The sequence below is a fragment of the Streptococcus sp. 517s genome (assembly GCF_054445985.1).
Genome location: NZ_CM136847.1, coordinates 1,133,048 through 1,157,073 on the forward strand (window position 1 = coordinate 1,133,048; position 24,026 = coordinate 1,157,073).

Annotated in this window: 28 protein-coding genes, 1 pseudogene and 2 other annotated features; of the genes and pseudogenes, 4 read left to right on the forward strand and 25 right to left on the reverse strand. The window is 42.9% G+C overall.

Annotation, left to right across the window (positions count from 1 at the left end; translation table 11 throughout):
- Positions 1 to 13: 13 nt before the first annotated feature.
- Positions 14 to 145: a sequence feature (ribosomal protein L20 leader region), on the reverse strand.
- 72 nt (positions 146 to 217) lie between these two features.
- The 3 genes from ACVX3R_RS05775 to ACVX3R_RS05785 all read right to left on the reverse strand — a co-directional run bounded on the left by ACVX3R_RS05775 (position 218) and on the right by ACVX3R_RS05785 (position 3,728).
- Positions 218 to 2,458 (reverse strand): DNA internalization-related competence protein ComEC/Rec2, encoded by a 2,241-nt coding sequence (locus tag ACVX3R_RS05775; protein ID WP_458794525.1) that lies wholly within the window; start codon positions 2,456 to 2,458, stop codon positions 218 to 220.
- Positions 2,442 to 3,092, reverse strand: a complete 651-nt coding sequence (locus ACVX3R_RS05780) for a helix-hairpin-helix domain-containing protein (RefSeq protein ID WP_458794526.1) — start codon at positions 3,090 to 3,092, stop codon at positions 2,442 to 2,444. Before ACVX3R_RS05780 ends, ACVX3R_RS05775 begins: the two co-directional genes overlap by 17 nt.
- 66 nt (positions 3,093 to 3,158) lie before the next feature.
- Entirely contained in the window at positions 3,159 to 3,728 is a 570-nt protein-coding gene (locus tag ACVX3R_RS05785) for a GNAT family N-acetyltransferase (protein WP_458794527.1), read from the reverse strand.
- A 176-nt stretch (positions 3,729 to 3,904) separates the two neighbouring features.
- On the opposite strand from ACVX3R_RS05785, the gene ald reads away from it, so the two are divergent.
- Positions 3,905 to 5,020 (forward strand): alanine dehydrogenase, encoded by a 1,116-nt coding sequence (ald, locus tag ACVX3R_RS05790; RefSeq protein WP_458794528.1) that lies wholly within the window; start codon positions 3,905 to 3,907, stop codon positions 5,018 to 5,020.
- Between the two features lie 56 nt (positions 5,021 to 5,076).
- Here the strand turns inward: ald and ACVX3R_RS05795 are convergent, their stop codons facing one another.
- The 17 genes from ACVX3R_RS05795 to ACVX3R_RS05875 form a co-directional block, all read right to left on the reverse strand.
- Positions 5,077 to 6,063 (reverse strand): PhoH family protein, encoded by a 987-nt coding sequence (locus tag ACVX3R_RS05795; protein WP_000658168.1) that lies wholly within the window; start codon positions 6,061 to 6,063, stop codon positions 5,077 to 5,079.
- Between the two features lie 80 nt (positions 6,064 to 6,143).
- Positions 6,144 to 6,359 carry a YozE family protein gene (locus tag ACVX3R_RS05800; RefSeq protein WP_001232084.1) on the reverse strand — a complete coding sequence of 72 codons (216 nt, stop codon included), beginning with the start codon at positions 6,357 to 6,359 and terminating at the stop codon, positions 6,144 to 6,146.
- Complete coding sequence (locus tag ACVX3R_RS05805) at positions 6,356 to 6,961, reverse strand: GrpB family protein (protein ID WP_458794529.1); 606 nt, start codon at positions 6,959 to 6,961, stop codon at positions 6,356 to 6,358. The genes ACVX3R_RS05800 and ACVX3R_RS05805 overlap by 4 nt, the downstream gene beginning before the upstream one ends.
- Positions 6,962 to 6,972: 11 nt before the next feature.
- Entirely contained in the window at positions 6,973 to 7,827 is an 855-nt protein-coding gene (gene cvfB, locus ACVX3R_RS05810) for an RNA-binding virulence regulatory protein CvfB (RefSeq protein WP_125388746.1), read from the reverse strand.
- A gap of 59 nt (positions 7,828 to 7,886) precedes the next feature.
- Positions 7,887 to 8,444, reverse strand: coding sequence for a ribosome recycling factor (gene frr, locus ACVX3R_RS05815; protein WP_001262236.1), 558 nt, complete (start codon positions 8,442 to 8,444; stop codon positions 7,887 to 7,889).
- A 7-nt stretch (positions 8,445 to 8,451) separates the two neighbouring features.
- Positions 8,452 to 9,189: a UMP kinase gene (pyrH, locus tag ACVX3R_RS05820; protein WP_000002996.1), complete on the reverse strand. Its 738-nt coding sequence runs from the start codon at positions 9,187 to 9,189 to the stop codon at positions 8,452 to 8,454.
- Between the two features lie 83 nt (positions 9,190 to 9,272).
- Positions 9,273 to 10,607 carry a methylenetetrahydrofolate--tRNA-(uracil(54)-C(5))-methyltransferase (FADH(2)-oxidizing) TrmFO gene (trmFO, locus tag ACVX3R_RS05825; RefSeq protein ID WP_084936747.1) on the reverse strand — a complete coding sequence of 445 codons (1,335 nt, stop codon included), beginning with the start codon at positions 10,605 to 10,607 and terminating at the stop codon, positions 9,273 to 9,275.
- Between the two features lie 239 nt (positions 10,608 to 10,846).
- The gene (gene rsmI / locus ACVX3R_RS05830) at positions 10,847 to 11,716 is read right to left on the reverse strand and encodes a 16S rRNA (cytidine(1402)-2'-O)-methyltransferase (protein WP_458794530.1); all 870 of its coding nucleotides are present in this window, start codon (positions 11,714 to 11,716) and stop codon (positions 10,847 to 10,849) included.
- A gap of 2 nt (positions 11,717 to 11,718) precedes the next feature.
- On the reverse strand, positions 11,719 to 12,036 hold the full coding sequence (yabA, locus tag ACVX3R_RS05835; protein WP_458794531.1) for a DNA replication initiation control protein YabA: 318 nt from the start codon (positions 12,034 to 12,036) through the stop codon (positions 11,719 to 11,721).
- 36 nt (positions 12,037 to 12,072) lie between these two features.
- Complete coding sequence (locus ACVX3R_RS05840; RefSeq protein WP_458794532.1) at positions 12,073 to 12,963, reverse strand: DNA polymerase III subunit delta'; 891 nt, start codon at positions 12,961 to 12,963, stop codon at positions 12,073 to 12,075.
- On the reverse strand, positions 12,960 to 13,598 hold the full coding sequence (tmk, locus tag ACVX3R_RS05845) for a dTMP kinase (protein WP_458794533.1): 639 nt from the start codon (positions 13,596 to 13,598) through the stop codon (positions 12,960 to 12,962). Before tmk ends, ACVX3R_RS05840 begins: the two co-directional genes overlap by 4 nt.
- Positions 13,599 to 13,711: 113 nt before the next feature.
- Complete coding sequence (gene proC, locus ACVX3R_RS05850) at positions 13,712 to 14,509, reverse strand: pyrroline-5-carboxylate reductase (RefSeq protein WP_458794534.1); 798 nt, start codon at positions 14,507 to 14,509, stop codon at positions 13,712 to 13,714.
- Positions 14,510 to 14,511: 2 nt separating this feature from the next.
- A complete protein-coding gene (locus ACVX3R_RS05855) occupies positions 14,512 to 15,774 on the reverse strand; it encodes a glutamate-5-semialdehyde dehydrogenase (protein WP_458794535.1) in 1,263 nt (420 codons plus the stop codon).
- Between the two features lie 9 nt (positions 15,775 to 15,783).
- A complete protein-coding gene (gene proB / locus ACVX3R_RS05860) occupies positions 15,784 to 16,893 on the reverse strand; it encodes a glutamate 5-kinase (protein ID WP_458794536.1) in 1,110 nt (369 codons plus the stop codon).
- Between the two features lie 101 nt (positions 16,894 to 16,994).
- A complete protein-coding gene (locus tag ACVX3R_RS05865; protein WP_458794537.1) occupies positions 16,995 to 17,894 on the reverse strand; it encodes an RluA family pseudouridine synthase in 900 nt (299 codons plus the stop codon).
- On the reverse strand, positions 17,878 to 18,345 hold the full coding sequence (gene lspA, locus ACVX3R_RS05870; protein WP_458794538.1) for a signal peptidase II: 468 nt from the start codon (positions 18,343 to 18,345) through the stop codon (positions 17,878 to 17,880). Before lspA ends, ACVX3R_RS05865 begins: the two co-directional genes overlap by 17 nt.
- Positions 18,342 to 19,250 (reverse strand): LysR family transcriptional regulator, encoded by a 909-nt coding sequence (locus tag ACVX3R_RS05875; RefSeq protein WP_049479174.1) that lies wholly within the window; start codon positions 19,248 to 19,250, stop codon positions 18,342 to 18,344. Before ACVX3R_RS05875 ends, lspA begins: the two co-directional genes overlap by 4 nt.
- Here ACVX3R_RS05875 and ACVX3R_RS05880 point away from each other — a divergent pair.
- Positions 19,243 to 19,338: pseudogene (locus tag ACVX3R_RS05880) on the forward strand (AraC family transcriptional regulator); the annotation flags it as partial. The gene ACVX3R_RS05875 and the pseudogene ACVX3R_RS05880 sit on opposite strands and share 8 nt — an antisense overlap.
- Before the next feature lie 143 nt (positions 19,339 to 19,481).
- Here the strand turns inward: ACVX3R_RS05880 and rpmA are convergent.
- From rpmA to ACVX3R_RS05900, 4 genes are all read right to left on the reverse strand, one after another.
- The gene (rpmA, locus tag ACVX3R_RS05885; RefSeq protein WP_000916509.1) at positions 19,482 to 19,775 is read right to left on the reverse strand and encodes a 50S ribosomal protein L27; all 294 of its coding nucleotides are present in this window, start codon (positions 19,773 to 19,775) and stop codon (positions 19,482 to 19,484) included.
- Positions 19,776 to 19,791: 16 nt separating this feature from the next.
- Positions 19,792 to 20,136 (reverse strand): ribosomal-processing cysteine protease Prp, encoded by a 345-nt coding sequence (locus ACVX3R_RS05890; RefSeq protein WP_000613705.1) that lies wholly within the window; start codon positions 20,134 to 20,136, stop codon positions 19,792 to 19,794.
- A gap of 15 nt (positions 20,137 to 20,151) precedes the next feature.
- Entirely contained in the window at positions 20,152 to 20,466 is a 315-nt protein-coding gene (gene rplU / locus ACVX3R_RS05895; RefSeq protein WP_000109141.1) for a 50S ribosomal protein L21, read from the reverse strand.
- A gap of 34 nt (positions 20,467 to 20,500) precedes the next feature.
- Positions 20,501 to 20,620: a sequence feature (ribosomal protein L21 leader region), on the reverse strand.
- Between the two features lie 64 nt (positions 20,621 to 20,684).
- Positions 20,685 to 21,371 (reverse strand): YoaK family protein, encoded by a 687-nt coding sequence (locus ACVX3R_RS05900; RefSeq protein WP_458794539.1) that lies wholly within the window; start codon positions 21,369 to 21,371, stop codon positions 20,685 to 20,687.
- A gap of 154 nt (positions 21,372 to 21,525) precedes the next feature.
- On the opposite strand from ACVX3R_RS05900, the gene ACVX3R_RS05905 reads away from it, so the two are divergent.
- Both ACVX3R_RS05905 and ACVX3R_RS05910 read left to right on the forward strand, forming a co-directional pair.
- Positions 21,526 to 22,503: a Gfo/Idh/MocA family protein gene (locus ACVX3R_RS05905; RefSeq protein WP_458794540.1), complete on the forward strand. Its 978-nt coding sequence runs from the start codon at positions 21,526 to 21,528 to the stop codon at positions 22,501 to 22,503.
- Positions 22,500 to 23,582 carry a DEAD/DEAH box helicase gene (locus ACVX3R_RS05910; RefSeq protein WP_444817306.1) on the forward strand — a complete coding sequence of 361 codons (1,083 nt, stop codon included), beginning with the start codon at positions 22,500 to 22,502 and terminating at the stop codon, positions 23,580 to 23,582. Before ACVX3R_RS05905 ends, ACVX3R_RS05910 begins: the two co-directional genes overlap by 4 nt.
- A 24-nt stretch (positions 23,583 to 23,606) precedes the next feature.
- Here the strand turns inward: ACVX3R_RS05910 and ACVX3R_RS05915 are convergent, their stop codons facing one another.
- Complete coding sequence (locus tag ACVX3R_RS05915; RefSeq protein WP_458794541.1) at positions 23,607 to 23,984, reverse strand: YwiB family protein; 378 nt, start codon at positions 23,982 to 23,984, stop codon at positions 23,607 to 23,609.
- Positions 23,985 to 24,026: the final 42 nt, after the last annotated feature.

A 24,026-nucleotide genomic window follows, 5' to 3' on the forward strand; every position in this document is an offset into this window, starting at 1 on the left:
CTTTTTTATTATTAGAGAAAAACAAGAGCGGGCTCGTAATGATACAAGCCCGCACGTTATGATAGCGTTTCTTAGAAACTTTTCATCCGTAGGGCCAGGCAACTTGATGTCACAAGGCGAGAAGCTCTCACTTCTGCTTTTCTCAACTCTTACATGATACCAAGTTTTCTATCCCTTGTCAAGATAAAAAGTCAATTTTTAAAAAACTTTGTCTATTTTATCGAACCGTTTCAATTCGCCAACTATTCCATCCTTTAAAGCGAATAGCTCCTTGCTGGTCAGTTCGGTAAATCTTACTCTTGATACTTTCCAGTCGTGTCAAGGCTTCCTGATGGGGGAGTTTCGCACGATTGTTTTTTCCAACTGAAATGAGAGTAATTTCTGGTTTGAGTTTTTCTAGGAAAGCTGGATTGGATGAGGTTTTAGCACCATGTTGGCCTGCTTTCAAGACATCCACCTCTAGGTCTGGATAATGCTTCAGCAAGTCTTTCTCTCCCTTCTCTTTCAAGTTTCCAGTGAAGAGAAAGTGCTTATCCAGAAGTTTTCCATAAAGAAGGAGGGAATCACTATGACTTCCATCTCCAATCTGCCTTGGAGATAGAACTTCTAAGTAACCACCAAAAATCGGGAAATTCTCCCCCGCTTTCACACTGCGCACCTTGATTTGACTTGCTTCTAATTCTGCTACAAATTCTTTCTGTGTTAAACTTCCTTTTGATACTAAAATCTCCCCAACATGGAAAGCCTTGGTCACCTCTAGCAAATCACCAACATGTTCCTTGTCTGTGTTGGTCAAAATCAGCTGGTCAATCCTAGCTACTCCGCGACTTTTTAGATAGGGAATCACGGTTCGCTGGGCATTGCTGGTCATCGCCTTTTCTTGCCATTTTTCGATTTTCTTATCAGACTCTGCCTTGCCTCCCACGTCTATGAGAATGGTTTTACCTGTTACATCCCGTAGGAAAATACTTTCCCCTTGCCCTACATCCAGCATGGTAATTTCATTTTCCAGTGGATACTTGGTCAAGAAAAAGAGACCCACAATAAAGAGACTGAACCCTGCTAGTCTTTTGATGTTTTTTCTCATGTCATATACCAAGGCTAATGAAACTAAGAGAAGAATCAAAAGCCATGCATTGGGTTGACCAAAGACCAGAGGCCTGCTTGCCAGCTGCGATACCAAGCGAATGATGTCCTCCAACCACTCAAAGACAATGTTAAACTGAGTGACTGGGTAAACAAAAGACAGAATGAATAAGATGGACAAAAGTGGTAAGAATACCAAGTCAAACAGAAAAGAAAAGATAAAGGTCAAAAGAATAGACCAAGGCTGAAATTCTGAAAAATAGAAGGATAGAATGGGCAATATTCCCAAGGAAATGACCAGACTTTCTCTGGCAACAGCCTTGAGCCCCTCCCCTTCTTTGCTTGTCATGGTCAAGATAAAAGCGTAGGCACAGGACAAGCCCCCTCCTGCAGTTAGGAAAAAATTGGGCATGATGATAAAGAGTACAAGCACCGTCAAAGCAAAATTGTCCAAGCCCTTAACACCATGTTGGGCTAGTAACTTTTGAAAGAGACTGCGAATGACAGATGCTGAAAATCCTGTCAGACCTGCATAGATAAGGGAAAAGGGATAGGTCAGCCACTTCAACTTTTCTTGGGTCAAGCCCAATCGTAAGAGGAGTTTCTTAAAGGCATCCATAAAGAAGCCCACCTGCATACCCGACAAGGCAAAGAGATGGATAATTCCTAGACTAGAATAAAGTTCATTCATCTCCTCAAAGTCCGTATCCAGATGTCCTAACAGAAGACCTGTCATATAGTTGCGCATAGGGTCTGGAAAGTGCGTCTTGATCCAAACTACAGCCTTTCGACGTAAACTTGATAAATTTTCACCTATATCCCAACTGCTAACCTTTTTAAGTGACTGGATGCTCTTGATAGTAAGTGTTTGGTAAATCCCTTGAGTCTTTAGATAGACTTGGTAGTTAAATCCACCAAAATTTCTCTGCCCTTCTGGCTCCGAAAGTTTTCCTTCAAGTTCAATCTCGTGAAGATCTGTTAAGGCTTGAAATTGCTCTTTCTCCTCCTCAGACTGGAGTTTATAATAAACTTGGAAGGTGCGACCCTCAGCCTTGCCCCGAAAGTACAGACTATCACCATTGATCTTAATAGTGTCAGTCAAAATCCGTACCCTTTCAACAGAATCCACTAGGTTTTGACTAGCTTGTGTCTGTTGCCAAGTTTGAAACAGAAACCAAAATCCAAAAACTCCGCAGATTGCTAGAACTTTACCAGCGGATTTCCAAGGAAATTGGGAAAAGAGACAGACAAGCAAAAAAACAAAACCTAGCAATGCGAGATAGGACACTCCAAAAATGGCGTAGTAAAGCCAGAGTAACAAAAAGCTCAGATAGATTAGGGGGATAGGGAAATTCTTAATCCACTGTAACATAGTCTTTTAACTTTTCTATGGTCTTAGCGCCAATACCAGAGACTTTCTTTAATTCATCTACCGACTTGAACTTGCCATTTGCCTCACGATGATCGATAATATCCTGGGCTCGTTTTCCTCCCAAGCCTTTGACCTGCTTTAGTTCTTCCAGACTAGCTTTATTAAGGTTGACCTTCTTTTCTTTACTTGTTGAAGGAGTCGTTCCAGAGGCAGCCTGCTGACTAGCTGCTTCCTCTCCCTTACTTGGAACATAGACAAGAGCCTCGTCACTGACTTTCTGAGCGAGATTGAGCGATTTACTATCTGCTTCCTCTGTCAATCCACCCGCCTTCTGAACGGCATTATGAACTCGACTTCCTACTGGCAAATCATAAATCCCTGGCGATTTGACAGCACCTTTGACATCCACTGTGATCAGATCTTGTTCAGGAGATTCGTCCTTTTCTTCCTTCTTCACTTCTTTTTCAGATGATGAATCCTTTGAAATAGCTGCAACTTCAGCCTGCAAATTCTTTTCTTTGACGGGTGTTTGTGAAGTTGGCTTTAGTAGGAAAAATCCGCCCAAGGCCAAACCCAAACCAGCACAAATGACAATGATTTTATACTCTTTGATTTTCTCGATAATTGCTTCCATATTTTCTCCTCTCTTAAATTATTCGTAAGAGGAAGAAAAAACAGTCGAAAATTTCTTTTCAACTGCTTATTTATTTGCAAAATAGTCTTCCTTAGTCAAGACATAATGAACCCTTGTGACGATTCGTCCTGGTTCTTTATTATCCATTCTGGCATAGGGTTCTTCGTGGGAAAAACGCATACCTGATTTCTCCATGACCTTTCCTGATGCGGGATTATCCTTATCGTGAAGAGCGGTCAACTTGTTCATTCCAATCTTCTCAAAAGCCAGTTCAATCACGGCACGATTGGCTTCTGTCGTCAATCCTTGATTCCAATACTTTTGGTTGATAATATAACCAATAGCTGCCTTCTTAAGAACAGGATCAATCTTGTGCAAGTCAATGGTTCCAATAAACTTGCCGTTATTTTTTAATTCGATTCCCCAACGGCCCAAGGGATTAGCCAAATAAAACTGAGCAATGTTATTCTTAGTTTCTTCTAAGCTTTGATTTGTTGGAAAAGTGTAGCGTGTATTTTCTCTGTCTGAGGCATACTCAAACATAGCTTCTGCATCGTCCAAGGTTACAGGTCGGAGCAATAAACGCTCCGTTTCTATAGATGGATACTGGGCAAATTTCACAAATATTGATTCCATACTTTTTCCTCCATTAGAGCTTGATTCTCACTAGTCTAGCATAAATAAATTTGGATGACAAGTTTTTCTTGATTTTTGAAGCGGTTTCATATACAATAAAACCATCACATTTTTGATTTATGAACTGGAATGTGATAACCAAAACAAGACCGTCAATTGAAAGGTAGGTTATCTCTATGTTAATCGGAATCCCAAAAGAAATTAAAAATAATGAAAACCGTGTTGCCCTCACTCCTGCTGGCGTCCACAGTTTAGTCAGTCGTGGACATCGTGTCCTCATCGAAACAAATGCTGGTCTCGGCTCAGGATTTACTGATGCTGACTATCAAAAGCAAGGAGCTGAGATTGTCGCAACTGCTACTGAAGCCTGGGCTGCCGAGTTGGTCGTGAAAGTAAAAGAACCACTAGCTTCTGAATATGCTTATTTGCGCGACGATCTTCTCCTCTTCACCTACTTGCACATGGCCGCTGCTCCAGAATTAGCAGAGGCTATGTTAGCAGCAAAAACAACAGGAATTGCCTATGAAACTGTTCGTGACAATCAAGGACAACTACCACTCCTCGTTCCTATGAGTGAGGTTGCAGGTCGTATGGCTGTTCAAATCGGAGCTCACTTCCTTACTAAGCAAGCTGGTGGCTCTGGTGTTCTACTTGGTGGTGTACCAGGTGTTCCAAAAGGAAAAGTAACCATCATCGGTGGTGGTGTCGTCGGTACACATGCTGCCCGCATCGCCCTTGGTCTTGGTGCTCAAGTAACTATTTTAGATATCAGCGCTAAGCGTCTCTCAGTTCTAGAAGAAGTCTTTGGAAACCAAATCCAAACTCTTATGTCTAATTCATTCAACATCGAAGCAAGTGTGAGAGATGCTGATGTGGTGATTGGTGCGGTTCTCATCCCTGGTGCCAAAGCACCAAAATTGGTTACAGATGAGATGGTCAAACAAATGCGTCCAGGCTCTGTCATCGTTGACGTTGCTGTTGACCAAGGTGGTGTTATCGAGACAGCTGACCGTGTGACAACGCACGATGAGCCTGTCTATGAGAAACACGGTGTTCTCCACTATGCCGTTGCCAATATCCCTGGTGCGGTCGCCCGTACTTCAACCATCGCCCTAACCAATGTCACTCTTCCTTATATCGAAGCTCTGGCTGGCAAAGGATTCGCACATGCAATCTCTGAAGATGAGGGCTTGCGTCAAGGTGTGACCACTTATCAAGGTTACTTGACCAGCCTCCCAGTTGCTCAAGGCCTCGATAAAGATTATACGTCGTCTATCGACGAACTTGTTTAACAACAATCAGTCATTAAATCAGAAAAAAAGCAGTTCACATCTGAACTGCTTTTTTGCTATTCTGTTTCTTGGTTCTTTTCTTCAACCTTAACTGGAGCTGGTTCATAGGCTCGGATAATCTGAGCGACAACTGGATGACGAACCACATCCTTGGCTGAAAAATGAACAAAGTCGATTTGGTGAATGTTCTTGAGCTTTTCTTGAGCATCAATCAAACCTGACTTGACGTTACGTGGTAGGTCAATCTGACTGATATCTCCATTGACAATCATCTTAGAATTAAATCCTAAACGAGTCAGGAACATCTTCATCTGCATGATGGTCGTATTTTGTGCCTCATCTAAAATGACAAAGGCATCATCCAAGGTCCGACCACGCATATAGGCAAGGGGCGCGATTTCGATAATTTCACGCTCCATGAGACGGGTGGTCTGGTCTTTTCCTAAAATCTGATACAAGGCATCATAAACTGGTCGAAGATAAGGATCAACCTTCTCCTTAAGATCACCCGGAAGAAATCCAAGACTCTCACCAGCTTCCACTGCTGGTCGAGTGAGGATAATTCGCTTGACCTGCCCACGTTTAAGGGCAGTCACTGCCAAGGTCACTGCAAGAAAGGTCTTCCCTGTCCCTGCTGGTCCGATTCCAAAGGTCACATCATGCTGTTTCACACTGTCCACATAAAGTTTTTGACCCAAGGTTTTGACACGGATAGGCTTCCCAGTATTATCCTTGATGATTTCTTCTTCGTAAAGGGCGACAAACTTGTCGATTTCATCGTTTTTAACCATGCTAATCGCAGTCACCACATCTGGCGTCCCAACTGTCATCCCCCGATTCACCAAGACCATCAAAGCCTGGATAACCTGACGGGCTTCCTCACAGGCAGACTCTTCTCCGATAACCTGGACAATTTCCGTACGGGCATGAATCACTACATCGAGCTCTTCTTCCATCAAACGAAGATGGCGCTCATTGGAACCAAAAAGATGGAACAAGTCATCTGGATGACTTAGTTGAATGTCTATTGAATGTTCCTTCAAATAAAGAACCTCTCTAATCCGTTTATTTCTTTATATTATAGCAAAGAGAACAATAAAATACTAGCCTCATCTCATTGTCTCTAGTGTTCTAAGTATTCTTGCCAGATGGCGTCAAAGTCTCCTAGGTTGAAAGAGAAACTGGCATGTTCCTCCAAAAAGCGACTCACCTCATCAAAATCATCCGTGTGTTTTGGAAAAGCTGACTCCTCAAAAGCGAGATCTGCCAAGATGGCTTTTGGGCTATTACTTTTAGGATTGCGCTCGGTCATGAGCCAAGTGTAAAATGATTTTCTCAATTCTTTCTCCTATCAAGAGTTTTTTTATGACACTTTTCTGATTCTTGAAAATTACTGGACTTAGCCTCTGAAACGTAGTGGTTTATAAAATCTGTTTTCGCATCTGTATAGGCGTCTCGATTGTGTTCAAATTTTTTCCACAAACTTAGTTTTAATTCCTGATACGCTTGGGCAATATCTGGATGCTGGCAGAGATAATCTCTAAAATAAATCTCGTCATGATCTCCCGTCATTCGCAAATGTAAATGAAAAACTTTCTCAGAAAATCCCTGCTCTGTATAGCCTTTATTTAGCGAAATCCTGTTAGGACTTTCCGACATCACTAGCCAACCATTCTTTACCAATAAATCCCTAACTCTTGCTAAATCCTCTTTTCTACCTACTTCTAACAGAATATCAACGATATTTTTGGCCCAAATATTAGGGATAGCAGTGCTACCGATATGTTCTATTCTTTTAATAACATTTGCACCCAATATTTTTTTCAGACTTGTTTTTTCCGATTCATACCAGTCTTTCCACTCTGACTTGTGCTCTACTAGAAAAATAGGAAAAAGTTGCCAGAGTTCCTCTAAACTCATTTCTTCAAGTTTCTTTTTCATGTCTATAAGACCTAAATCAACTCTGTCCCAAACTGGTCTTGCTTGATTTTGCCAGCCTTCATCAAGCCACCGAGTGCTTTCTTGAACTGACCTTTAGAGATACCAAAGGTTGCCTTGATGTCCTCAGGAGACGACTTATCATTCAAGGTCATGAAACCGCCATTGCTTTCCAAGTAGGTCAAAATCATCTGGGCATCATTTTCCAACATTTCAAAGGAACGTGGTTTGAGAGAGAGGTTCAAAGTACGGTCTACTTCACGGAAACCGATGACACGCGCATCTAGCACTTGCCCCAAACGTGGCTCTGCGTAACGTTCACTTGGGTGAATGAAACCAAGCATGTTATTCTCTGGTAGGTAAACAAATGTTCCTGACAGCTTGAGACGGTAAACAATGGCTGGCCAGTTTTGATTCTGCATATTATTGTAGGCAGGACGAGCCAAACGTTGGAAGTCTTCTTGATAAGCCAAGAGTCCCCAGATACGGTCTTTCTTGTCCACTTCAAGGCGGATGTAGAGTTTGTCGCCCTTCTTAGGCCATAGTTCCTTGAGCTCAGGGAGGATATCGAGTGACACAACGATTTCCTTATCAGGTAGACCGGTATCGACAAAGACACCCAAGTCCTTACGAACTTCCGTTACCGTTCCCCAGCCAAATTGGTCCTGAGTGGCAGTCACTTCTAGAGTAGTCAAGCGGAGTTTCTGCTTCATATCCGTGTAGGCAAAACCTTTGACCGTATCACCTACCGAATGTTGACCTTCTTCCTTAGCAAGAGCATAGGTCTGACCATCCTTTTGCACAAAGTAAAAACGATCATTTTCATCGATGATGAGTCCAACGATAAAACTTGCAAGATTTGTATTCATATTTCCTTCTTTCGAATAAAACTCAGCCAGCAATGCCAACTGAGTTTTTCTGTTTATTTTTAGACTTCCAAGAGTTCTTTTTCTTTATTGGCAGTCATATCGTCGATGTGTTTCACAGCATCGTCTGTTACTTTTTGAATATCTTTTTCAAGAGTCTTCAATTCGTCTTCAGTGATTTCTTTTGCTTTTTCTTGCTTTTTAGCTTCGTCCATAGCGTCGCGACGGATATTGCGGACAGCCACTTTAGCATTCTCACCGACCTTCTTCACTTCTTTGGCAAGGTCACGACGAGTTTCTTCTGTAAGAGCTGGGATAACCAAGCGGATCACAGAACCATCATTAGCTGGTGTGATACCAAGGTCAGAAGCGTTCAAGGCACGTTCGATGTCTTTCAATGAAGACTTGTCAAATGGTGTTACCAACAAGACACGAGCCTCTGGAATAGTAATAGAAGCGATTTGGTTAAGAGGAGTTTCGACTCCATAGTATTCTACGTGGATACGGTCTAGCAAGCTTGCGTTGGCACGACCGGCACGGATACCACCAAATTCACGAGCAAGTGATTGGTGAGACTGGGTCATTCTCTCTTTAGCTTTTTCTACAATTGCGTTAGCCATAATTTTCTTATTCCTTTTCTTCGATATTGTTTGAAACTGTTGTTCCGATATTTTCACCAAATACGACACGTTTGATGTTGCCTGGTTGGTTCATGTTGAAGACAACCAAGTCAATGTCGTTGTCCATAGAGAGGGTTGAAGCTGTTGAGTCCATGATACGAAGACCTTTGTTGATAACGTCACGGTGGGTCAATTCTTCAAACTTAACGGCTGTCTTGTCTTTCTTAGGATCGGCATTGTAAACACCATCTACGCCATTTTTCGCCATAAGGATGGCATCCGCTTCGATTTCAGCTGCACGAAGGGCCGCTGTTGTATCGGTTGAGAAGTAAGGTGAACCAATACCAGCACCAAAGATAACAATACGTCCTTTTTCAAGGTGGCGAAGAGCACGTCCACGTACATAAGGTTCTGCCACTTGTTGCATCGCAATGGCTGTTTGCACACGCGTATCGACGCCAACTTGCTGCAATGAATCTGCCATCACAAGAGCATTCATCACGGTCCCAAGCATTCCAGTGTAATCTGCCTGAACACGGTCCATTCCTGCTTCTGCAGCAGGTTCACCACGCCAGAGATTTCCTCCACCAATAACAAGGGCAATTTCGATACCTAAGCTATGAACTTCTTGAATCTCTTTTGCGATTGTTTGAACTGTTTGGATATCAATCCCTACGCCACGTTCACCGGCAAGGGCTTCACCTGATAACTTGATTAAAATACGTTTATACTTGGGATTCGCCATTTTTACTCTCCTTTTTTTATCCTACCTATTTTATCACAATTTCTAAGATTTTTATAGTATCATGAGCAATTCTTTGAAAAAAATTAGACCGTTAAAAATTCCTCTAAGTCGGTAAGGGCACGCTCTGCAATTTTTTCATAACGAGCTTTTTTATCACGGATACGCTCGCCTTCCAACTCCTTGATAATCCCAAAATTGACATTCATTGGTTGGAAATGTTTGCTGTCTGCATGAGTGATGTAATGAGCCAGACTTCCAATCGCTGTGGTCTCTGGGAAGATAGCCTCACTTTCACCCTTGAAGAGTCGAGCGGCGTTAATACCTGCAACCAAGCCTGAAGCTGCTGACTCAACATAGCCTTCCACACCCGTCATTTGACCAGCAAAGAAAAGATTTGGTTGTTTCTTAGAACGGTAAGTCTGTTCAAGGAGATTTGGTGAATCCATGTAAGAATTGCGGTGCATGACCCCATAACGAACAAACTCAGCATTTTCAAGACCTGGAATCATTTGGAAGACACGCTTTTGCTCCCCCCATTTGAGGTGGGTCTGGAAACCAACGATATTGTAGAGACTACCAGCCGCATTATCCTGACGAAGCTGGACAACTGCATACGGTGTTTTGAACTCCCCGTCACGAGGGCCTGTGTAGTCGTCTGGATACTCCAGACCGACTGGTTTCATCGGACCATAAAGCATGGTTTTAATGCCACGCTTGGCCATGACTTCGATAGGCATACATCCTTCAAAGTATTTTTCTTTTTCAAAAGAATTGAGCGGTGCTTCTTCCGCATTGACCAAAGCTTCATGGAAATCCATGAACTCTTGCTTAGTCATAGGCGCATTGAGGTAGGCCGCCTCTCCCTTGTCATAACGAGACTTAAGATAGACCTTGCTCATATCAATGGTGTTGACGTCGATAATAGGCGCTGCCGCATCGTAGAAATAGAAACCATCGCCGTCATTAAGGGCATGAATCTTTTCAGCTAGTGCATCGCTGGTCAAAGGACCAGTAGCGACAACCGTAATAACATCCGTCGGCAATTCTGTAATTTCATCACGAACCACTTCAATCAAGGGGTGGTTGGCTACTTTTTCGGTCACCATTTGAGAGAAACCATCACGGTCCACCGCAAGGGCACCGCCTGCAGGAACACGTGTAGCTTCAGCAGATTCCAATATGACAGAACCCAAGCGGCGCATTTCTTCCTTGAGAAGACCGACAGCATTGGTCAAAGCATCCCCACGCAAGGAATTAGAACAAACTAACTCAGCAAAATTGTCTGTTTTGTGTTGAGGTGTAGGCTTTACACCACGCATTTCATAAAGTTTAACTGGAATACCACGTTCTGCGATTTGGTAGGCTGCTTCAGAACCTGCTAAACCTGCTCCGATAACATTGATATAAGATTGAGACACGACACTAATACCTCTTTGGGTGGAAACTAAGTCCAAATAAAAACAAGCTACTAGACTATTTGACACCCACAAATCTTTCTAATTTTTCTTCTACTAGTATAACAAAAAAAGGGAAGAAGGCAAACTTCCCTATTTATACTCAATGAAAATCAAAGAGCAAACTAGGAAACTAGCCGCAGGCTGTACTTGAGTACGGCAAGGCGACGTTGACGCGGTTTGAATTTGATTTTCGAAGAGTATTAGTCATTTTCTTCCCAGTCGTGGTAAGCAGCGTAGAGCTGGCTTTTATTCCACTGGTAAATCTTAGCGACTTCCTTAATGGCTTGATTTTTCTTCATGCCTTCTTGGATACGAGATTGGATTTCTGAAAACAAGTCCTCCTCGTCCTTTTCCTCCACATCCTGACTGGCACCTTCAACGATGAGAAGGCATTCGCCCTTGAGTGGCGTTTCAGCGATGCTTTCTAGTAGCTCTGAAATCTTTCCTCGTTGGTATTCTTCATAGATTTTGGTCAATTCTCTAACCAAGACGACCGAACGGTCACCGTAGACTTCTAGCATATTTTCCAGCGTATCCGCTACACGGTGGGGCGATTCATAGAAAATCTGAGTTTCTGGATAGTCTTTTTTCGAGTCGAAAAATTGCTTTTGCTGGCCTGATTTTCTCGGTAAGAAACCGTAAAAGATATGTGGCTGTGGTGCTAGGCCACTGGCAATCAAAGCAGAAATTCCTGCACTAGCACCTGGAACTGTGACAACTGCAATCTCTTCCTCAATAGCTGCCTTAACCAAATCATGCCCAGGGTCCGAGATACTAGGCAGACCAGCGTCAGAAACCTGAGCAATACTTTGTCCTGCTTTCAAGAAACCAATCAAATCAGGAATCTTTTCCTTGGCATTGTGCTCATGAAAACTAATCTGCTTAGTAGAAATGTCAAAATGCTTGAGCAAAAGCCCTGTATTGCGCGTGTCCTCAGCCGCAATCCAGTCCACTTCTTTTAGAGTCTGGATGGCACGAAAGGTCATGTCATCTAGATTGCCAATCGGCGTTGCCACTAGGTAAAGCTTCCCATAGGGAGACTGCCCCTTAAAACTTTTTTGAATCTGCATGCCTACTCCCTGTACAACAACTCGTCACAGAACATACATTCCTCGTCCTGCTCTCGGCGCTGTCCATAAAAATCATTACATACGTGAAACCCGTCTTTATAGATTCGACGGACGCTTTCACGAACATGCTTGGCCTTAACGGGTGTATCTGCTTCCACCTCGCCCAAGCGTTCGCGCAACTTACTATTTTCCAAGCGAAGAGCTGTATTTCCCTCTACCAGGCTCTTGAGATTTTTCTTGATGGCTTCTACATCGGCCAAGGTCACTAATAACTGTTGAGAAAAATCGTCCAGCGCATCAAATAATTCTTTTTTGTCCATAAACCAGCCCTTTCCTTTCTTAATCCTTCATTGAGTTTATATTTCTTTCAAGACTAGATATTCCATGGCATTTTGAAAGCTAACATTGGCTTGCCACATTTTTCTAGCTTCTAGCAAATCTTGTAAAATCTGTCGAATCCTTGCTTGCAAGAGATCCTGTCCACAGAGGACTTCGAGGATTCGCAAAACCTGATCTTGTTTTTCCTTGTCATCTGCCAAGCTAGCTAATTTATCAACTTGCAAATAACTTTCTTTTTTCTTAGCTACTAACCAAGTCAGCAGGTGTTCACTTTCATCGACCAAGATCCAAAAACTTGCCTGATTTGCCAACTTTTCTGCTTCAGCTTGTGATTGACAAAACTGGGCTAAGAGAGTCGCTTTTTTCTTGACCAGACCTGCTTGTTCTAATTGATGGATGAGCTTTTCTTCTTGCTTTTTAAAGTGGAAGATCTGAGTCCGACTACGGATGGTCGGCAAAATCTTTTCCTCATCGCTGGTTAAGAAGAAAATGTAAACTTCACTCTGAGGTTCTTCGATGACCTTAAGCAGAGAATTGGCTGCGTTGGGATGCATCTTTTCTGCTTGCTCGATGATAAAGACCTGTTGCTGGCTTTCAATCCCTGCTTGGGAAAACTGACCCACCAATTCTCGAATCCGTTCTGTCTTGATGACCTGATTGACTGGCTTAATCAAAGTGACATCTGGAAATTCTTCCTGTTCAATCAGCTTGCAGTTTCGGCATTTCTCACATGGTAAAACGCCTACTTTATCCCTACAAAAGAGGCTCTTAGCCAAAAACTGCGCCATTTCCAAGCTTCCAAAGAAACCTGAAAAAAGATAGGCGTGATTGAGCTGATTTTGTTCTAGGATACGGACAAAGCGGTCAAACTGGGCTGGTTGCCAAGACTTTAGTTGATCTTGTTTCATTTTGTCAAGCCCATTCTATCAAACAAGACAGCCTTGGTAGTTTCCACAACCTGCTCCAAAGGAAGACTGGCATCAATCTTGACAATGCGATTTCCTTCTTTTTCCAGAAGAGAAAGGTAGCCTTGACGGACTTTTTTATGTAAATCTAAGCCTTCCAAGTCCAAACGATTGACCTCACGATTGCTATTAGCAGCTATGCGAGCCAATCCTTCTTCCACCTCGATGTCAAAATATAGTGTCAAATCGGGTTTAAGGCCATCTGTCGCAAACTGATTGAGCCAGTCAATGGCGTCAATATCCAAGCCACGGCCAAATCCCTGATAAGCAACGGAACTATCGATGAAGCGGTCCATAATGACCAACTTACCAGCTTCAAGTGCTGGAAGAACTTTTTCCACCAAGTGCTGCCTGCGACTGGCGATATAGAGAAGGAGCTCTGTCTTCGCATCCATCTGAGTATGACTTGGATCCAAAATTACTTCCCGAATCTTCTCCCCAATCAAGACTCCGCCAGGTTCTCGGGTTGTCAGCACCTCTACCCCTTTTTCCTCTAAAATTGGGAGCAGAGCTTCTAAAACACTGGTCTTTCCTGCTCCCTCTGGTCCCTCAAGAGAGACTAAAAATCCTTTTGACATGTCTAACTCATTTCTTTTTTACTACTTCTATTCTATCAAAAAAATAGGGGTTTGTGACAATCTTTTTGTCTTCTTAGTCCATGCACCATAAAAGAGGCAGTCAAAGCCACCTCTTATTTACCTAATTCTTGTGTTCGTTTATAGGCTTGATGAACTGCCTCCATGACCGTTCCTCGAAAAGCATGCTCTTCTAAGCTCGCTACACCAGCGATAGTCGAACCTCCTGGGCTACAAACTTGATCTTTCAAAACTCCAGGATGTTGCTGACTTTCGAGAACCATTTGCCCAGCGCCTACTACTGTTTGGGCTGCCATTTTCAAGGCCCTTTCTCTTGGCAATCCTGTCCGAACACCTGCATCTGCCAAAGCCTCGATAAAGAGGTAGACAAAGGCAGGCCCACAACCAGCAAGCCCTGTCGCAGCATCGATTAAGCCATCCCCAAGTTCAACCAAGAGACCAGCCTTGGCTAAAAGCTGACAAAGGAGTTCCCTGTCCTCAGCACGACAGTTTGCTGACATGGCATAACTAATCACTCCTTGGCCGATAGCCACTGGTGTATTGGGCATGATGCGAATAATCCGGTGTTGACTTGGCAGAAGACTTACCAGTTTTTCCAAAGTCAATCCAGCCGCCATAGAAATCAAAAGAAGACTCTCTCGTTTTTCAAGGATGGTCTGGTATTGAGCAAGCAGTTCAGAAAACTGAGCAGGCTTTACTCCTAGAAAAATCACATCTGCTTCTGCAAAAATTTCTTCATTGCTGGAAGCCTGACCGCCGAAATTAGTGATGAAAGCATCTACTTTCGCTTGACTACGATTGGCAAGGAGAATCTGAGCACCCGTCTTGGCCTGCAAGACAGCCTTGGCCAAACTAGCTCCCATATTCCCCAAACCGATAAATCCAATCTTCATCCTTACTCCCTTATCTGTCCGTCACCAGTAACCACATACTTGTAGCTGGTCAACTCTTTCAAGCCCATTGGACCACGCGCATGCAGTTTCTGAGTAGAAATCCCCATTTCACATCCAAGACCAAATTGCCCACCATCAGTGAAACGCGTTGAGGCATTGACATAAACCGCTGCTGAGTCCACTTGATCTGTAAAGTAAGCTGCAGCTTCAGCATTTTCCGTCACAATGGCATCCGAATGATGGGTACTGTGGGTTTCAATATGCGCAACCGCTTCTTCTAGACTGCTCACAACCTTAATAGCTAGGACATAGTCTAAAAACTCGGTGTCAAAGTCTTGTGCCTCAGCTAATCGACCTGAAACAAACTGACTTGCTTTGCTATCCAAGCGGAATTGAATTGGCTCCAGTCCAGCTTCCTTACGCTCTGCAACCAGAACTTGTTCCAAGCGAGGAAGGAAGCTTGCTGCCTTGTCTTCATGAACCAGCAAAACCTCCATGGCATTGCAGACAGAAGGACGACTAGTTTTAGCATTGTTGATGATCGATAGAGCCTTGTCTTCGTCTGCATCCTTATCTACATAGACATGGACAATGCCTGTTCCTGTCTCGATAACAGGTACGATAGCATTTTCAACCACGGCATTAATCAAGCCAGCCCCTCCACGAGGAATGAGAAGGTCTAGATAGCCCTTGGCCTTCATCATAGCATAGCTACTTTCACGTCTGGTGTCTTCCACCAGTTGAATCACATTTGGATGAATGGTCGTTTTCTCAAAGCCCTTCTTCAAGGCTGTGACAATAGCATGAGCAGTTTGGTAGGCGTCCTTGCCACTACGAAGAACGACCGCATTGCCACTTTTGAGAGCCAAAGCAACCGCATCAGATGTCACATTTGGACGGCTTTCATAGATAATACCGATGACCCCCATAGCCACCCGTTTCTTGGTAATAACCAAGCCATTTTCAAGCTGACTCGTTTCTAAAACTTCACCGATTGGATCTGGTAAAGCAACCACTTCACGAATCCCTCTTGCCATTGCTTCAATACGTCCTGCATCCAAATAAAGACGATCCAACATAACATCTGAGATTTTTCCCTTGGCCGCTTCCATATCGAGGGCATTGGCCGCTAAAATCTCCTCAGTAGCAGCCACTAAGTGATCAGCCATAGCTAGCAAGGCTTGGTTTTTCACTGCTTCACTAGCAGTATTGATTGATTTCTTAACAGCCTGTACCTGTTCAAATTGTTCTTGTGTACTTACCATCGTTCACCTCTAAAATTCTGTAAAGAGCAACTGGATTTCAGGAGTGATTGAAATCCAGTCATCACGGTGAATCAAGACTCCCTTAGCTTTTTGGGAACGAAGCATATCTTCTAGGGCTGAGACGCCAAATTGGACACGTCCCTTTCCAAGAGATTGACCCGTTTCTTTATCTGCTACTGTTACAATATCGTGGTAAGAGAAGTGTCCTTCCACTTCTACCACACCCGATAAAAGGAGACTTCTCCCGTTTTTTGAAAGTGCCTCTGCAGCTCCACCATCTACCCAAATCGTTCCCTGACTTTGAGCATAGAAGGCCAGCCATTGTTTCTGGGTACGAAGTCCCTTCTCTTGCGCAACAAAGAAGGAACCATCCCTAGTTTCTTCAGCTGCCTCAATCAGTGCAGCTGATTTCAAGGAAGAGCAGATATAGACTGGTACACCCGACTCCGTCGCAATCGTAGCCGCCTTGATTTTTGTCAGCATACCCCCAGTACCGTTTGACGAACCTGCTCCACCAGCCATATCAATAATCTCATGATTGATGGTCTCAATTTTATCCAATCGCTTGGCTGTTGGATCTGAATTAGGATTGCCAGTATAGAGACCGTCCACATCCGTCAAGAGAACCAAGAGATCCGCCTGGACCATAGCTGCTACCTGGGCACTTAGAGTGTCATTATCCCCCACCTTGAGCTCATCAATGACGACACTGTCATTCTCGTTGATGATGGGAATTGCCCCACGATGAAGCAATACAGACAAGGCCTGGTGGGCGTTCTTATAGCGACGTTTATCTACAAAATCATCCTGTGTCAGCAAGATTTGTGCAGAAACGATCTGGCGCATGAGGAGATTGGTTGTGTATTCCTCCAACAAAAGTCCCTGACCAACTGCAGCCGAAGCTTGTTTATCTGCAATCTTGGTCGGACGCTTTTTAAAGCCCAAAGCTCCAAACCCTGCCGCTACTGCTCCAGATGACACCAAAATCAACTCATGCCCAGCTTCATGCAACATAGCTAATTGCTGGGTAATTGCCTTTACTTTACTTCTTGATAAACTCCCGTCTTCATTTGTCAAGGAGGAGGTCCCCACCTTAAAGACGATTCGTTTGTACTTCATATTCTCACTCCGATTCTTCATATTTATCCATTATAACATGAATACTTTAAAATAGAAAAGACTTGAAATGAAAAAGGTTGAGACAAGGCATCTCAACTCTTTTATCTATTCTCATTTTTTCGCAATCTTTCCAGCGTTTCTTTAAAAATTTCTGGAATATCTGCTGTGAACTCCAAGGTTTCACCTGTTCTCGGATGGGTAAAGCCTAGAGTCTTAGCATGGAGAAATTGTCCATGTCCTTTCAAGGTCTTGCGTGGACCATAGACCTCATCACCAGCGACTGGATGGCCAATATAAGCCATATGAACACGAATTTGGTGGGTACGCCCTGTTTCCAGTTGCAACTGCACTAAGCTATAATCACCAAAACGTTCCAAAACGTGGAAACGCGTCACAGCTGGCTTCCCTTTAGCAGTCACAGCCTGTTTCTTACGGTCTTTTTCGCTCCGACCAATCGGTGCTTCAATCACACCACGATCATTTGGCAGATTGCCATGAACAATCGCCCAGTATTTACGTAGAGACTTTTTGTTCTTTAGTTCTTGGGCAAGTGCTAAGTGGGCCTCATCATTTTTTGCAATCATGAGAAGTCCAGACGTGTCCTTGTCAATGCGGTGAACAATTCCTGGACGCAGAACCCCATTGATACCTGACAAGTCCTTGATATGGTACATGAGGGCATTGACCAAGGTTCCACTGGTATGACCTGCGCTGGGATGAACCACCGTCCCCTGAGGTTTGTTGACAACGGCTACGTCCTCATCTTGGTAGATAATTTCCAGAGGAAGGTCCTCGGCTACATACTCTAAAACCTCTGGCTCTGGCACATGGTAGGTGACGACATCCCCCTCTTGGACAGTGTATTTAGCTTTTTTGGCTTGCCCATTCACCAAAACTTGTCCAGCCTTGATTTGTTCATTAGCGAGACTACGTGACAATTCTGTCAGATCCGACAGAGCCTTGTCTAGACGTTGCCCACCGGTTTCAATTTTTATTTCCATTTACTTCCTCTTTAAGCATTGCAATCAATAGAATAATCACACCAACTGTCAAATAGCTGTCAGCAACATTGAAAATCGCAAAGTTGATAAAGTCTAGGTGAAACATATCCACCACAAATCCTTGACTGATTCTGTCAATAAAGTTTCCAAGACCTCCCGCGATTATCAAGGTCAGTCCAAAAACCATCCAGAGAGAATCCTCCATGTGTTTATGTAAATACCAAATGGCTCCTACCATGACGACCAGTGTAATAACAGCAAATAACCACTGCTGATCTTGTAGCATGGAGAAGGCTGCCCCTCTATTTTGCAGATAGGTCAAGCTAACGAGATTGGGTATCCACGAACGCACTTCACCCAGTGGAATCTGCTGGACAACATAGGCTTTAACCCACTGATCCAACCCAATCAAAAGCAGTATAATGACCGCCACTATTCCTCTTTTTTTCATGATTTCCTCTTTTGATCAAAATATTCTTGCATAACTTCTACGAAAAGAGTCCCAGCTTGGCTAAGCTCCACTTCTTCCCGTTTGACATAGACCATGCGGTTATCTAGATTATCCTTGAGACGAATGACTGTGATTCCATTGACACTGTCACTATCTAAAAATCCAGATCCAGTCGCATAAGCATCCGTCCGCTCCAAAATACCATTCAAAGTAGCACGGTCGGTCACATTGAACATCTGGGAGCTCGCGCTGGTGTCGACAAAGTTCTCTGAATAGTATAGGTACTCATCCTTTTCCTGAGTGAAACGAACTGTTGGTAAATCCGCTAGGTCCTCCATGACCAATTCCTCTTTCTGTGCTAAAGGATGCCCTTCACGAAGATAAATGTGAGTCTGGAAAGGAATTAGTTCAATAACTTCTAAACCAAGTTTTTCAACCCGTTGCATGATGCCCTTTTTATTTTGATTGTTGAGGTAGATAATCCCAATCTCACTGTGTCCTTGGGCCACTTCGTCTAAGATTTGAACTGTGGTAGACTCAAAAATACGAAAGTTCTTATAATCAGGATGGCGTTCTGAAAAAGCCGTAATCGTTGGTGGCAAGAAGTCATAGTGCTGACTGGCAATGGAAAATTCATCCTTTTCTTCCTCAGGATTGGCATACTGATTTTGAAAAACATCAAAGCCTTTGACCAACTCCTGCGCTTTTTCATAAAATTCCATACCACGACGGGTCAAAAACGTTCCCGAACTCGTCCGACGGAAAATCTTAAAGCCTAACTCTTTTTCCAAATCGCGCACAGAAATAGATAGACTTGGCTGACTAACATACATCTTTTCAGCAGCTTCACGGAAAGTACCACTATTGGCAATAGCCACAACATAGCGTAATTGTTGAATGTTCATCTTTTACCCCCAACTTCTCTATCTGTTCATTATACCATATTTCAGAATTTTTCCAAAAAAGAAAAAAGTGTCCATCGCAAGTTTAAATCTAACTATTCTCTATTAAATTCAAAATGGGTATCAAAACAAAAAAAGGCTCTCCGAAAACTCGGAAAACCTCATTTTATGCTACTTCTAGCTTCCTCGCCTTTTCATTTTAAGGCTCGGGATAAAAAGGTTCACTGGACCTTTTTATTTTGCGATTGGGTAAACAGAAACTTGTTTTTTATCGCGTCCTTTACGTTCAAAGCGTACTACGCCTTCAACTTTAGCGAACAAAGTATCGTCTCCACCACGTCCAACGTTTACACCTGGATAGATGTGCGTACCACGTTGACGGTAAAGGATTGATCCACCTGTTACAGTTTGTCCGTCAGCTGCTTTAGCTCCAAGACGTTTTGCTTGTGAATCGCGTCCGTTTGATGTAGAACCTCCACCTTTTTTGTGGGCGAAAAGTTGCAAGTTGTTAAGAGTCATTTTTAACATAATGTTTTCCTCCGTGTTAGTTTTCTGTGATAACTCTGGTTTGGACGAACTCAGAAGAGTTCTCCGATAAGTTTGCCATACCTAAGAAAAATGATTCGAAGAATAACTGCGTCATTTCTCTCTGGTGCGAAGGAAGATCCGCTGGTATTTCAACCTTTAGATAGCCACCTTCATCTTCGTTTAATTCTAGGATTGGTTCATAGCCTGCAAATTTCTCAATAGAATTGACAAAGTTAATGGCAAGCGTAGAAACCGATGCACACACGACATCTAAGCCGTATTCGCCACTTTCGGCGTGTCCAGTAATTTCCGCACTCCTCAGCTCGCCATCTTCGGCTCTCTCAAAGACTGCTTGTATCATGTGTTCTCCTTAAAATTAAGCGTTGATCGCGTTGATGACAACTTTTGTATATGGTTGACGGTGACCTTGTTTACGGTGGCTACCTTTTTTAGGTTTGTACTTGTAAGTAACAACTTTCTTTTGTTTTCCTTGTTTTTCAACAGTTCCAACTACAGTAGCTCCAGCAACAAGTGGAGTTCCGACAACAGTGTTTTCACCACCAACAAGAACAACTTCGTTAAAAGTAACTTCTTGACCAGCTTCAACGTTCAATTTTTCAACGTAAACTGCTTGACCAACTTCAACTTTAACTTGTTTTCCGCCAGTTTTGATAATTGCGTATGTGCTCATTATGCACCTCCTATGATTTTTAGGGTTTCCCCGTATTTTTGTGAAGACTCGCCTAGCATCGTGGGACGAACCACTTAAAAGAAGAGCTCTAAGTATAACAAAGTTTAAATTTAGTATACGACGAGCAACGATGTTCGTGCGGTTGCACAGGATTGTGCATAGTCAACTCTTCAAGTATAGCATATCTTCTTTTTTCTTACAAGTAAAATCAATCAAATTTAAGCTTTTTCTTTCCCTTTTTTCCTCCAAGAAGCAAAAAGCATACTGATGTAAAAGATGCTCATCATCAGGGGAACACCTAAAATTGTCTTCTCCTGATAATAAATCGTCAAATAGGCTGAAAAAACAACTCCAAAGACAAAACTGCTAAGCAAGCTAACAAAAATCAATCCCTCTCGTAGGAAAGGCGTATGCTTGGTCCGAAAATAATCTCCAAAAGCCAACATGGTTCGTTTGATATTCCCGGTCATAAAAGCATTATTATAGGCAATCCCTGATACTTCTCCAAAAGCAGTTGTCACCAGTCCCATACAGAAGGCCAATGGCGGTACGAGATAGATATTCTCTACAGTTTGCGGCACAAAGCCAATAATTAGGGACAGGACTGCAAGTGGAATTACGGACAAAATTGGCTTTTTAACAATTCTCAATTTTTCCTTATGAATAGTTAATAAAAGGACTCCCATCATAAAAGCTAGCAAGGTCATTACTTTGGCACTGGCATCTGACACATTGTGTTGAATGAGTCCTACTGATAGAAAAACCACATTTCCAGTCTGTCCTGCCACAAGGGTATTTCCTCGCACAATAAAGGTATAGGCATCTACATATCCTGCGCAAAAAGTCAAAAAAAGCGCTAGCCTCTTAGACTGACGTGATATTTTTCTTATTGGTAATAATCTCATTTTATCCCCTTCTCATTTCATCTACTTATCTAAATATTGTACCACTTTCTCCAAGAAATGCGTAGTCCATTTGAAAATTTTTACCATCTGTTGGATAGTCCTTCTTTTCTGTGTTATAATGAAGGAAGGATTTAAAATCGGAAAAGGAGTATCTATGCTTAAATTAGGTGTCATCGGAACAGGCGCTATCAGCCATCATTTCATAGAAGCAGCCCATGCTAGCGGAGAATACCAACTGGTCGCAGTCTATTCTAGAAAACGAGAAACTGCCGCAACCTTTGCTTCCCGCTATCAAAATGCCCAACTCTTCGATCAATTAGAAGACTTCTTTAAGTCTTCCTTTGATGTAGTCTATATCGCCAGTCCAAACTCCTTGCATTTTGTTCAAGCCAAGGCTGCCTTGTCTGCTGGTAAGCACGTCATTCTTGAAAAGCCAGCTGTCACTCAGCCACAAGAATGGCTGAATCTAATTCAAACAGCTGAGAAAAATCACTGTTTTATCTTTGAGGCTGCTCGTAATTACCACGAGGAAGCTTTTACTACTATCAAGATTTTTTTGGCAGACAAGCAAGTATTGGGAGCTGATTTCAACTATGCCAAGTATTCTTCCAAGATGCCTGACTTACTCGCTGGAAACACTCCAAATGTCTTTTCAGACCGTTTTGCTGGCGGAGCCCTTATGGACTTGGGGATTTATCCTCTCTACGCTGCTATTCGCCTCTTTGGAAAAGCTCAAGACGCGACTTATCAGGCTCAACAGCTTGACAATAGTATTGACCTAAATGGAGACGGTATCCTCTTCTACCCTGACTTTCAAGTTCATATCAAAGCTGGGAAAAACATCACTTCCAATCTTCCTTGTGAGATTTACACAGCAGATGGAACCTTGACCCTCAACACGATTGAACATATCCGCTCAGCTATTTTTACTAACCACCAAGGAAATCAAGTCCAGCTCCCTATCCAACAGGTTCCCCATACAATGACTGAGGAAGTTGCTGCATTTGCACACATGATCCAGCAACCAGACCAAAAACTTTACCAGACTTGGCTGGATGATGCAAGTTCTATTCATGAGCTACTCTATACCATGCGCCAGACTGCTGGCATTAGATTTGAGGCAGAAAAATGAAAACCAAACTACCCACTGAATGGCAAGAACTGAGCGACCAGCTCGGTTTCCAAGAATTTACCCCCATTCAAACTCAACTATTTGAACCCATCCTCGCTGGAGAAAACCTTCTGGGAGTGAGCCCAACAGGAACTGGTAAGACCCTCGCTTACCTCCTACCAAGTCTTCTCAGACTACAAAAGAAAAAAGCCCAGCAACTCTTGATTCTAGCACCAAATACAGAACTAGCTGGACAGATTTTTGACGTGTGTAAAACCTGGGCAGAAGCTATTGGTTTAACAGCTCAGCTCTTCTTATCAGGTTCAAGTCAGAAACGTCAGATTGAACGTCTTAAAAAAGGACCAGAAATTCTGATTGGAACACCTGGCCGTATCTTTGAGTTGATTAAATTGAAAAAAATCAAGATGATGAATGTGGAAACCATCATCCTGGATGAATTTGACCAATTGCTCGATGATTCTCAGATTCACTTTGTCGAGAAAATCACTCACTACGCACCTCGTGACCACCAACTCATCTACATGAGTGCAACGACCAAGTTTGACCAAGAAAAGATTGCACCAAACACACGCACCATTGATCTCTCTGATCAAAAACTGGACAACATCCAACATTTCTATATGCAGGTAGACCAACGTCACCGAGTGGATATGCTGCGAAAATTGGCTCATGTAGAGGATTTCCGCGGACTAGTTTTCTTTAATAGCCTATCAGATCTTGGAAGTGCGGAGGAAAAACTACAGTATCGCGATGTCTTGGCCGTTTCCCTCGCTAGCGATGTCAATGTTAAATTTCGAAAAGTCATCTTAGAAAAGTTTAAAGACAAGCAGCTAACCCTGCTCCTTGCAACTGACCTCTTAGCACGTGGGATTGATATCGATAGTCTAGAATGTGTCGTAAACTTTGATGTTCCTAGAGATATGGAAACCTATACCCACCGGGCAGGACGTACAGGTCGCATGGGTAAAGAGGGCTATGTTATCACTCTCGTCACTCATCCTGAAGAACTTAAAAAACTCAAGAAATTCGCAAGTGTACGTGAAATTGTCCTAAAAAATCAAGAACTCTATATCAAATAAGGTTGGCTTCCGCCAACCTTTTTCCTATCCCCAAGTAATTTCTAATTGATAGCTTGCAAAGTGGTGTCCCTCTTGGTTTTGCAGTTGATAGGCGAGCTCAATCTTTTGCCCATCCAGTTTGTAGTGACTCGTTTGAATGATAAACTCCTGCATCCCCATTGGTGTGGGAATATAGGCTAAACTATCACTAGCCTTTAGAAAACGCATAATGGTTTTCGGATTGGAAAAACGGGTCATCACCAGTTCTTCTTCATGAAACTTGAGAACCACTTTTTCCTTTTCCTCATTGTAGAAAAGCAGGTAGCTATAATCGCCCTTTTCACGCACTTCCACGTCATAGAGCTGGTCAATGACTTCCAACTGTTCATCAAACTGAATCGTATTGCGCATTCGAATCTTCACATCAGGTCCTCTTTCTTCTCTCTTGTCCTACTATTTTACCAA

Excerpts from the sequence above, each read along its gene's own strand:
- cvfB (WP_125388746.1), bottom strand. The coding sequence starts at position 7,827 with ATGAATACAAATCTTGCAAGTTTTATCGTTGGACTCATCATCGATGAA.
- ACVX3R_RS05805 (WP_458794529.1), bottom strand. The coding sequence starts at position 6,961 with ATGAAAAAGAAACTTGAAGAAATGAGTTTAGAGGAACTCTGGCAACTT.
- ACVX3R_RS05785 (WP_458794527.1), bottom strand. The coding sequence starts at position 3,728 with ATGGAATCAATATTTGTGAAATTTGCCCAGTATCCATCTATAGAAACG.
- ACVX3R_RS05900 (WP_458794539.1), bottom strand. The coding sequence starts at position 21,371 with ATGAGATTATTACCAATAAGAAAAATATCACGTCAGTCTAAGAGGCTA.
- pyrH (WP_000002996.1), bottom strand. The coding sequence starts at position 9,189 with ATGGCGAATCCCAAGTATAAACGTATTTTAATCAAGTTATCAGGTGAA.
- ACVX3R_RS05840 (WP_458794532.1), bottom strand. The coding sequence starts at position 12,963 with ATGAAACAAGATCAACTAAAGTCTTGGCAACCAGCCCAGTTTGACCGC.
- frr (WP_001262236.1), bottom strand. The coding sequence starts at position 8,444 with ATGGCTAACGCAATTGTAGAAAAAGCTAAAGAGAGAATGACCCAGTCT.
- ACVX3R_RS05890 (WP_000613705.1), bottom strand. The coding sequence starts at position 20,136 with ATGATACAAGCAGTCTTTGAGAGAGCCGAAGATGGCGAGCTGAGGAGT.
- ACVX3R_RS05855 (WP_458794535.1), bottom strand. The coding sequence starts at position 15,774 with ATGGTAAGTACACAAGAACAATTTGAACAGGTACAGGCTGTTAAGAAA.
- rsmI (WP_458794530.1), bottom strand. The coding sequence starts at position 11,716 with ATGCAGATTCAAAAAAGTTTTAAGGGGCAGTCTCCCTATGGGAAGCTT.
- ACVX3R_RS05865 (WP_458794537.1), bottom strand. The coding sequence starts at position 17,894 with ATGGAAATAAAAATTGAAACCGGTGGGCAACGTCTAGACAAGGCTCTG.
- tmk (WP_458794533.1), bottom strand. The coding sequence starts at position 13,598 with ATGTCAAAAGGATTTTTAGTCTCTCTTGAGGGACCAGAGGGAGCAGGA.
- ACVX3R_RS05775 (WP_458794525.1), bottom strand. The coding sequence starts at position 2,458 with ATGTTACAGTGGATTAAGAATTTCCCTATCCCCCTAATCTATCTGAGC.
- ACVX3R_RS05910 (WP_444817306.1), top strand. The coding sequence starts at position 22,500 with ATGAAAACCAAACTACCCACTGAATGGCAAGAACTGAGCGACCAGCTC.
- yabA (WP_458794531.1), bottom strand. The coding sequence starts at position 12,036 with ATGGACAAAAAAGAATTATTTGATGCGCTGGACGATTTTTCTCAACAG.
- ACVX3R_RS05875 (WP_049479174.1), bottom strand. The coding sequence starts at position 19,250 with ATGAACATTCAACAATTACGCTATGTTGTGGCTATTGCCAATAGTGGT.
- rpmA (WP_000916509.1), bottom strand. The coding sequence starts at position 19,775 with ATGTTAAAAATGACTCTTAACAACTTGCAACTTTTCGCCCACAAAAAA.
- rplU (WP_000109141.1), bottom strand. The coding sequence starts at position 20,466 with ATGAGCACATACGCAATTATCAAAACTGGCGGAAAACAAGTTAAAGTT.
- lspA (WP_458794538.1), bottom strand. The coding sequence starts at position 18,345 with ATGAAAAAAAGAGGAATAGTGGCGGTCATTATACTGCTTTTGATTGGG.
- ACVX3R_RS05905 (WP_458794540.1), top strand. The coding sequence starts at position 21,526 with ATGCTTAAATTAGGTGTCATCGGAACAGGCGCTATCAGCCATCATTTC.
- ald (WP_458794528.1), top strand. The coding sequence starts at position 3,905 with ATGTTAATCGGAATCCCAAAAGAAATTAAAAATAATGAAAACCGTGTT.
- proC (WP_458794534.1), bottom strand. The coding sequence starts at position 14,509 with ATGAAGATTGGATTTATCGGTTTGGGGAATATGGGAGCTAGTTTGGCC.
- ACVX3R_RS05780 (WP_458794526.1), bottom strand. The coding sequence starts at position 3,092 with ATGGAAGCAATTATCGAGAAAATCAAAGAGTATAAAATCATTGTCATT.
- proB (WP_458794536.1), bottom strand. The coding sequence starts at position 16,893 with ATGAAGTACAAACGAATCGTCTTTAAGGTGGGGACCTCCTCCTTGACA.